The sequence below is a fragment of the Mycobacterium sp. genome, from assembly GCF_035314905.1.
Classification (GTDB): Bacteria; Actinomycetota; Actinomycetes; order Mycobacteriales; family Mycobacteriaceae; genus Mycobacterium.
The window spans coordinates 1-8,853 of sequence record NZ_DATFYW010000239.1; the positions used below are offsets into that span (position 1 = coordinate 1).

Here is an 8,853-nt window from a genome sequence, read left to right on the forward strand (position 1 = left end):
CAGCGTGCCCGCGGCGGAGACCGCGGACCGCAGCAACCCCGATCACATCGGTGCGCCATTCGCGGGTGTCGTCACGATCGGCGTCGGCGAAGGGGACACGGTGACCGCGGGTCAGACCGTGGCCACGATCGAGGCGATGAAGATGGAGGCGGCGATCACCGCACCGAAGGCCGGCACCGTCGAGCGGGTGGCGGTCTCGAAGGCCGCCCAGGTCGAGGGCGGAGACCTACTGATGGTGGTCAGCTGACCCGGATCGTCGGCGGCACCGCGGGCGGTCGCCGGATCGCGGTGCCGCCGCGCGTGACGCGACCAACGTCGGACCGAGTGCGCGAAGCGCTGTTCAACATCCTGGCCGCGCGCATGAACTTCGACGGACTCACCGTGCTCGATCTGTACGCCGGGTCGGGAGCGCTTGGGCTCGAGGCACTTTCGCGCGGCGCGATCAATGCCACGTTCGTCGAAGGCGATCCACGCGCCGCCGCCGTGATCCGGCGGAACATCGACACACTCGGGTTGACCGGAGCAACGGTGCTGGCCCGGCGGGTCGCAACGGTGCTCGACGAGGGCGCCGAGCGCCCCGTGGATCTGGTGTTCGCCGATCCCCCGTACGGCCTAGACACGGCGGAGGTGGAGCAGATCCTGGCAGCACTGGCCGGGCGCGGCTGGACGGGTGCGGGCACCGTCGTCGTCGTCGAACGCAGGTCCTCCGGGCGCCCGCTGAGCTGGCCGGATGGCTGGAGCAACTGGCCGGCGCGGCGCTACGGCGACACCCGGCTGGAGCTGGCCGAAGCCGGCAACCCGGGCTAGCGCCGTTATCGGCCAGGGCTGCTAGCGTGCTCATCCATGAGTGGCGCCGTGTGCCCCGGATCCTTCGACCCGGTCACGCTGGGCCACATCGACATCTTCGAGCGCGCATCCGCCCAGTTCGATGAGGTCGTCGTCGCGATCCTGGTCAACCCGAACAAGCGGGGCATGTTCACCATCGACGAGCGCATCGCGATGATCAACGAGTCAACCGAACACCTGCCGAATCTGCGAGCGGAGTCGGGTGAAGGGCTCGTCGTCGACTTCGCCAAGGCGCGTGGGCTGACCGCGATCGTCAAGGGCCTGCGCACCGGCACAGACTTCGAATACGAACTGCAGATGGCGCAGATGAACAAACACATCGCCAACGTGGACACGTTTTTCGTCGCGACGACAGCGCGCTACGCGTTCGTATCGTCATCATTGGCGAAGGAGGTCGCGGCCCTCGGAGGTGATGTCTCCGACCTGCTGCCGGAGCCTGTCAACCGGCGGCTGCGGGAGAAGTTGCAGGGACGCTGAGGCGTTTGGCCCGCCGCTGCGCGGGTATGCGATCAATGGCGCGCACAGCCCATTGCGCCGAACTCGTAATTCCGGAGAACAAAAGGAGGTACACCGCAGTGGCCGACACATCGGTGAAATCAACTCAGGACGTCGTCGCGTTTCTCAAGGAGCAGCACAACCGGATCAAGGAGCTGTTCTCCGAAACCATCAATGCGCCAGACAAAGACAAGCGTGAGCGGGCGTTCTTCGAGTTGCGCTCGCTGCTGGCAGTGCACGAAACCGCCGAGGAGATGATCGTTCATCCGAAGGCCCGACACGAGATCGACAGTGGCGAGGCGATCGTGGACGCGCGGCTGCACGAGGAAAACCAGGCCAAACAGCAGCTGCAGAAGATCGAGAGCCTGAACATCGACTCGAACGAATTCAGGAATGCGCTCATCGCGCTCCAGAGGGACGTAGTCAACCACGCCGAGCACGAGGAGAGCGAGGAGTTCGACAAGCTGGCCGGCAAACTCAGCGAGGACGAGCTGAAGAAGATGGCGGGTGCGGTGCGCGCCGCGGAGGCCATCGCGCCGACCCGTCCGCACCCCGGCGTCGAATCGCCGATGGCCAACCTCGCGGCCGGCCCGTTCGTATCATTGCTCGACCGCGCCCGCGACGCGATTGCAGGCGCCGTGCGCTAGGGCTTTCCTCCGGTTGGTGCGGTGGGAACGGCATGAACCTGGTTTCATGCAGTCAAGGGATGCCTGGTAGGCCGACACACCGGCCACGCTGCGCCGTCACAGACGTAACGCCAGGCACACTGGTAACACTGACTACGCCGGAGGGATCGCCGTGTACCGAGTTTTTGAAGCGCTCGACGAGTTGGGCGCGATAGTCGAGGAAGCCCGCGGCGTTCCGATGACCGCCGGCTGCGTGGTGCCCCGGGGCGATGTCCTCGAGTTGATCGACGACATCAAGGATGCGATCCCCGGCGAGCTCGACGACGCGCAGGACGTCCTGGATGCACGCGACTCGCTGTTGCGCGAGGCCAAGGAGCATTCCGACTCGATGGTGGCGACGGCCACCGCCGAGTCGGAGTCGATGATGGCGCACGCTCGCGCGGAGGCTGACCGGTTGCTGGCCGACGCCAAGTCGCATGCCGACCGCATGGTCGCCGAGGCTCGGGCACACTGCGACCAGATGGTCGGCGAGGCGCGGGACGAGGCTGCCCGGCTCAGCGCGACGGCAAAGCGCGATTACGAAGTCATGACGGGTCGTGCCAAGGCCGAGGCCGATCGGTTGGTGGAGAACGGCAACCTGTCCTACGAGAAGGCTGTCCAAGAAGGCATCAAGGAGCAGCAGCGGCTGGTCTCGCAGACGGAGGTCGTGCAAACAGCGACCGCCGAGGCCACCCGGATGATCGACGCGGCACACGCCGAGGCAGACCGGCTTCGCGGCGAATGCGACATCTACGTCGACAGCAAGCTCGCCGAGTTCGAGGACTACCTCAACGGCACACTGCGCTCGGTGGGTCGCGGGCGCCACCAGCTGCGCACGGCCGCAGGCACGCACGACTACGCGCAGCGCTAGCGGCAGGCCCGTCGACGCGGTTGCGGCGTCACTAAACTGGCCGTCATGGCCAGGCAGGCGAGCGCGGCGATTCACCGTAGCCCCCGGTCAGCGCTCACGTACGACGTCTCGCGTCTTCCGCGGCGCCCCGGGGCTATGCTGCCTGTCCGTGAAACCGTGGCCAGCCCGTCGCGCATCGGTCTGGACATGATCGCGATCGACCGCGGTGCGCCGCTGGAGCTGGATCTGCAGTTCCAGTCGGTTTCGGAGGGCGTGCTGGTGACCGGAACGGTGTCCGCGCCGACGTCAGGGGAGTGTGCGCGGTGTCTGACGGCGACCTCCGGACGTATCGAAATCGCCCTGACCGAGTTGTTCGCATATCCCGACAGCACCACGGAAGCCACGACCGAAGAGGACGAGGTCGGCCACGTCGTCGATGGCGCGGTCGACCTCGAGCAGCCGATCATCGACGCGGTCGGGCTCGAACTGCCGCTGTCGCCGTTGTGCCGCGAGGACTGTCCGGGGTTGTGCTCGGTGTGCGGGGTGGCGCTGGCCGAGGCCGAGCCGGGGCACCACCACGAGCAGCTTGATCCCAGGTGGGCCAACCTGGCCGGCATGTTCTCTGACGACCCAGGTGGGGACGAACGGTGACGTCCGCACGGGAAGCGCTGCGGGCGGCATTCGGAGCTGATCTGCCCGACGAGCTCCTCACCCTGGCGCTGACCCACCGCAGCTACGCCTACGAACACGGCGGCCTGCCCACCAACGAGCGGCTGGAGTTTCTCGGCGACGCGGTGCTCGGGCTCACGATCACCGACGAGCTGTTTCACCGCCATCCGGACCGCTCGGAGGGTGATCTGGCCAAGCTTCGCGCCAGCATCGTCAACACGCAGGCGCTGGCAGACGTGGCGCGCAAGATGACCGACGACGGGCTGGGCGCCTACCTGTTGCTGGGCCGCGGCGAGGAGAACACCGGCGGGGCGGACAAATCGAGCATCCTCGCGGACAGCATGGAGTCCCTGCTCGGGGCGATCTACCTGCACCACGGCATCGAGAGGGCACGTGAAGTCATCCTGCGGCTATTCGGCTCGCTGCTCGAGGCAGCGCCGACGCTCGGGGCGGGGCTCGACTGGAAGACCAGCCTGCAGGAGCTGACCGCGGCCCGCGGCCTCGGCGTGCCGTCGTATCTGGTCAGCTCGACCGGACCCGATCACGACAAGGAGTTCACCGCGACGGTGATCGTGATGGACACCGAATACGGCGAAGGGGTCGGGCGCTCGAAAAAGGAAGCCGAGCAGAAGGCCGCCGCAGCGGCGTGGAACGCCCTCGACAGTGCCTGAGCTTCCGGAGGTCGAGACTGTCCGACGAGGACTGCAGGCCCATGTCGCGGGCCGGACCATGACCGCGGTGCGGGTCCACCACCCTCGCGCGGTCCGCCGTCACGATGCCGGCCCAGCCGACTTGACCGCCCGGCTGATCGGGCAGCGCATCGAGGGCACCGGGCGTCGCGGCAAGTACCTGTGGCTGAACCTCTCCGACGGCACGGCGCTGGTCGTGCACCTGGGCATGAGCGGGCAGATGCTGATCGGTGCCGCGACGGGTGCTCGCGCGAAGGGACCACCGCGCGACGACCACGTGCGGATCGCGGCGTTGCTTGACGACGGAACCGCGCTGCGCTTCGTCGACCAGCGCACGTTCGGAGGGTGGATGCTCGCAGACCTCGTGACCGTCGACGGCAGCGACGTGCCGGTGCCGGTCACGCACCTGGCCCGCGACCCGCTCGATCCCCGATTCGATGCCGACGCTGTCGTTACGGTGTTGCGCCGCAAGCACTCTGAGATCAAGCGACAGCTGCTCGACCAGACCGTCGTGTCGGGGATCGGCAACATCTACGCAGACGAAGCGTTGTGGCGGGCACAGGTCAACGGCGCTCGGATCGCCTCGTCGCTGACCCGTCGCCGGCTGCGGGACGTGCTGGACGCAGCGGCCGGGGTGATGGGCGATGCGCTCGGGCAGGGCGGCACGTCGTTCGATTCGCTGTATGTCAACGTCAACGGCGAGTCGGGTTACTTCGACCGGTCGCTGGATGTCTATGGCCGCGAGGGCCAGGCGTGCCGGCGGTGCGGGTCGGTGATCCGCCGTGAGAAGTTCATGAACCGCTCGTCGTTCTACTGCCCGAACTGCCAGCCCCGGCCGCGCCGACAAAGTGTTCGGGGTGGTCAATCGGCGCGTCGCGCGAGCGGGAGCGCCATTTCGGCGCAAGGTAGAAATTAGGCCATGACGGAACTGTGGGTCGAACGCACCGGGACGCGGCGTTACACCGGGCACAGCTCACGCGGCGCGCAGGTGCTGGTGGGTGCCGATGACGTCGAAGGCGTCTTCACGCCCGGCGAGCTGATGAAGATCGCGCTGGCCGCGTGCAGCGGGATGAGCACGGACGCGCCGCTGGCACGCCGGCTCGGCGACGGCTACTCGGCCACCGTCCGGGTGTCTGGGCCGCCCGACCGCGAGCAGGAGCGCTATCCGCTGCTCGAGGAGAGGATGGAGCTCGACGTGTCCGGGCTCAGTGAAGGCGAGCTCAACCGGCTGCTGGTCGTCGTCAACCGGGCCGTCGACCAGGTCTGCACGGTCGGGCGCACGCTGAAGTCCGGCACGAAGGTGACGTTCGAGGTAGCAAATGTCGGAGCCTGACGTCCGGCTCACCGCCTGGGTGCACGGCTACGTCCAGGGCGTCGGCTTCCGGTGGTGGACTCGTGCGCGGGCGCTGGAACTCGGGCTGAGCGGCCACGCGTCGAACCGGCCAGACGGACGCGTCCGGGTGGTTGCCCAGGGGTCACGCGCTGCCTGCCAGCGGCTCCTCGACCTGCTCGAGAGCGGCAACACGCCGGGCAGCGTCGACAGCGTGGTCGCGGACTGGTCGGACGCCGGGGAACCGCTGCGCGGATTCGGCGAGCGCTAGTCTGGCACGTCGTGCACCTCAAGAGTCTGACGCTGAAGGGCTTCAAGTCCTTCGCCTCGCCGACGACTCTGCGCTTCGAGCCTGGCATCACCTGCGTCGTCGGGCCCAACGGCTCCGGCAAGTCCAACGTCGTCGACGCGATCAGCTGGGTGATGGGCGAGCAAGGCGCCAAAACGCTGCGCGGCGGCAAGATGGAGGACGTCATCTTCGCCGGCACGTCGTCGCGGGCGCCGCTGGGCCGCGCCGAGGTGACCGTCACGATCGACAACTCCGACAACGCGCTGCCGATCGAATACTCCGAGGTGTCCATCACCCGGCGAATGTTCCGCGACGGCGCCAGCGAATACGAAATCAACGGCACCAGTTGCCGTCTGATGGACATCCAGGAACTGTTGAGTGACTCCGGCATCGGCAGGGAGATGCACGTCATCGTCGGGCAGGGCAAGCTGTCGGAAATCCTCGAATCTCGTCCCGAGGAACGGCGGGCATTCATCGAGGAAGCCGCCGGCGTGCTCAAGCACCGGAAGCGCAAGGAAAAGGCGGTCCGAAAGCTGGACGCGATGTCCGCCAATCTTGCGCGGCTCTCCGACCTGACCACCGAGCTGCGCCGACAACTCAAGCCGTTGGGGCGGCAAGCCGAGGTCGCCAGGCGCGCACAAACCATCCAGGCCGACCTGCGCGACGCCCGGCTGCGCCTGGCCGCCGACGACCTGGTCGCGCGGCAGAACGAGTATGCCGGTGTAGGCAATGCCGAGGCCGCGCTGCGCCGTGAGCACGACGAGGCGACGGCCCGTCTGGCGACGGCGACCGACGATTTGGCCGGGCATGAGGCCGCGGTCGCGAAGATGACGGAGCGGGCAGAGGCTGCCCAGCAGACGTGGTTTCGGCTGTCGGCGCTGGCGGAGCGGGTCAGCGCGACGGTGCGGATCGCGACCGAACGCGCCCAGCACCTCGAGGCCGAACCACCGGCCAGCGCCGGGACCGATCCGGAGATGCTCGACGCCGAGGCCGACGAGATCGCGGCCACCGAGGCGCGGCTGCTCGACGACCTCGCCGAGGCCCGCGGGGTCGCCGGCGCCGCTCGCTCGGAACTGGCCGAGCGCGAGCGCGTCGCGGCCGAGGCGGAACGCGCGCACCTGGCGGCGGTGCGGGCCGAGGCCGACCGTCGCGAGGGCCTTGCCCGCCTCGCGGGACAGGTCGACACGATGCGCACCCGGGTCGAATCGATCGACGAAACCGTGGCGAGGCTGTCGGAAGCGATCGAGGAGGCCGCCACCAAGTCGCAGCAGGCGCAGGCCGAGTTCGAGACCGTGCAAGGCCGCGTCGGCGAGCTGGACGAGGGCGAGGTTGGCCTCGACGAACACCACGACCGGACGGTCGCCGCGCTGCGGCTCGCCGACGAACGCGTCGCCGAGCTGCAGGCCGCCGAGCGTAGCGCCGAACGGGAGGTGGCGTCGCTACAGGCCCGCATCGAGGCGCTGTCCGTCGGGCTCGACCGAAAGGACGGAGCAGCGTGGCTGAGCGAAAACCTTTCCGGTGCGGGTCTTTTCGGATCAGTGGCGAAGCTGGTCAAAGTACGACCGGGCTACGAGGCGCCGATCGCTGCGGTGCTGGGCGCGGCGGCCGACGCCGTGGCCGCCGAGAACTCCCACGCCGCCCGCTCCGCGGTAGCCGCGCTGAAAGAGTCAGACGGCGGCCGCGCCGCGATCGTGCTCGGAGACTGGCCCGCGCCGCCCGACGAGCGCAACACGGTGTTGGCCCCCGACGCCCAGTGGGCCGTTGACCTCGTCGAGGCGCCGGAGAAGCTGCACGGCGCGATCACCGCGATGCTGACCGGAGTCGTGGTGGTAGCGGACTTGGCGGCCGCACTCGAGCTGGTGTCGAGCCATCCGCGGCTACGGGGGGTCACGCGCGACGGCGACCTCGTCGGCGCCGGCTGGGTCAGCGGCGGCTCCGACCGTCGGCCGAGCACGCTGGAGATCACCTCCGAAATCGACAACGCCCGAGCCGAATTGACTTCCGCCGAAACGCAGGCCGGCCGGCTGTCGGCCGCCCTGGCCGGCGCACTGGCCGAGCAGCGGTCCCGCCAGGACGCGGCCGAGCAGGCGTTGGCCGCGCTCAACGAGTCGGACGCCACGATCTCGGCGGCGTACGAGCAACTCGGCCGGCTGGGGCAGGACGCGCGCGCCGCGGAGCAGGAGTGGCGCCGGCTCACCGAACAGCGCGACGATCTCGAGGCCGGACGCACCAAGACGGTCGAAGAGCTGGCCGAACTCGAGCGCCGGCTGCACAGTGCCGAAGCCACCCAGCACGCGGTGGAGGACGATCCGGCCGAGCGTCAGCTCACGGTCGCGGCCGCGGAGAAGGCGCGGGCCGCGGAAATCGAGGCCCGGCTCGCCGTCCGCACAGCCGAGGAGCGCGTGAATGCCGTTCGAGGACGCGCGGATTCGTTGAGAAGGGCGGCGGCCGCCGAGCGCGAGGCGCGGGTGCGTGCAGAGCGGGCTCGCGAGGCACGACGGCACGCCGCGCAGGTCGCGGGGGCGGTCGCCGAGTCGGGCCAGCTGGTCGCGCTGCGGCTGAACGAGGCGGTCGCGGCGGCGTCGCAGGGCCGCGACTCTCTGGCGAGGAAGCGCACCGAACGCGTCGCATCGATGGCGCAGGTCCGCGCCGCCGTCACCGACCTGACCGCGCGGATCGCCATGCTGACCGAGGCGCTGCACCGCGACGAGGTAGCCAAAGCGCAGGCGGAGCTGCGGATCGAGCAGCTCGAGGCGCAGGTGCTCGAGCAGTTCGGCATGGCCGCCGCCGACCTGATCGCCGAATATGGTCCAGAGGTGCCATTGCCGCCGTCGGAGTTAGAGGTCGCCGAGTACGAGCAGGCCCGCGAGCGCGGCGAGCCGGTCACCGCGCCGGTCCCCGCGCCGTTCGACCGGCCGACCCAGGAACGGCGCGCCAAGCGCGCCGAACGCGAGCTGAATGAGCTGGGCCGGGTGAACCCGCTGGCGCTGGAGGAGTACGCGGCGCTGGAGGAACGCTAC

11 protein-coding genes are annotated in these 8,853 nt (G+C 69.1%); all 11 read left to right on the forward strand.

The annotated features are described in order from the left end of the window. Positions 1–247: biotin/lipoyl-containing protein (locus VKG81_RS20435; protein WP_324398547.1), on the forward strand; the 247-nt coding region annotated here is incomplete at its 5' end. Next, positions 244–807 (forward strand): 16S rRNA (guanine(966)-N(2))-methyltransferase RsmD, encoded by a 564-nt coding sequence (rsmD, locus tag VKG81_RS20440; protein ID WP_324398556.1) that lies wholly within the window; start codon positions 244–246, stop codon positions 805–807. The genes VKG81_RS20435 and rsmD, both read left to right, overlap by 4 nt. 36 nt (positions 808–843) lie before the next feature. Beyond that, complete coding sequence (gene coaD / locus VKG81_RS20445) at positions 844–1,323, forward strand: pantetheine-phosphate adenylyltransferase (RefSeq protein WP_324398548.1); 480 nt, start codon at positions 844–846, stop codon at positions 1,321–1,323. 98 nt (positions 1,324–1,421) lie between these two features. Then, a complete protein-coding gene (locus VKG81_RS20450; RefSeq protein WP_324398557.1) occupies positions 1,422–1,988 on the forward strand; it encodes a hemerythrin domain-containing protein in 567 nt (188 codons plus the stop codon). Positions 1,989–2,139: 151 nt separating this feature from the next. Next, entirely contained in the window at positions 2,140–2,877 is a 738-nt protein-coding gene (sepIVA, locus tag VKG81_RS20455; RefSeq protein WP_324398549.1) for a cell division protein SepIVA, read from the forward strand. 45 nt (positions 2,878–2,922) lie between these two features. Further along, positions 2,923–3,507 (forward strand): DUF177 domain-containing protein, encoded by a 585-nt coding sequence (locus tag VKG81_RS20460; RefSeq protein WP_324398550.1) that lies wholly within the window; start codon positions 2,923–2,925, stop codon positions 3,505–3,507. Further along, on the forward strand, positions 3,504–4,196 hold the full coding sequence (gene rnc / locus VKG81_RS20465) for a ribonuclease III (RefSeq protein ID WP_324398551.1): 693 nt from the start codon (positions 3,504–3,506) through the stop codon (positions 4,194–4,196). The genes VKG81_RS20460 and rnc overlap by 4 nt, the downstream gene beginning before the upstream one ends. Then, entirely contained in the window at positions 4,189–5,130 is a 942-nt protein-coding gene (gene mutM / locus VKG81_RS20470) for a bifunctional DNA-formamidopyrimidine glycosylase/DNA-(apurinic or apyrimidinic site) lyase (protein WP_324398552.1), read from the forward strand. Before rnc ends, mutM begins: the two co-directional genes overlap by 8 nt. Positions 5,131–5,133: 3 nt before the next feature. Beyond that, a complete protein-coding gene (locus VKG81_RS20475) occupies positions 5,134–5,547 on the forward strand; it encodes an OsmC family protein (protein WP_324398553.1) in 414 nt (137 codons plus the stop codon). Beyond that, positions 5,534–5,815 (forward strand): acylphosphatase, encoded by a 282-nt coding sequence (locus VKG81_RS20480; RefSeq protein ID WP_324398554.1) that lies wholly within the window; start codon positions 5,534–5,536, stop codon positions 5,813–5,815. The genes VKG81_RS20475 and VKG81_RS20480 overlap by 14 nt, the downstream gene beginning before the upstream one ends. 11 nt (positions 5,816–5,826) lie before the next feature. Further along, the coding region (gene smc / locus VKG81_RS20485) for a chromosome segregation protein SMC (protein ID WP_324398555.1) at positions 5,827–8,853 on the forward strand (3,027 nt) is incomplete at its 3' end.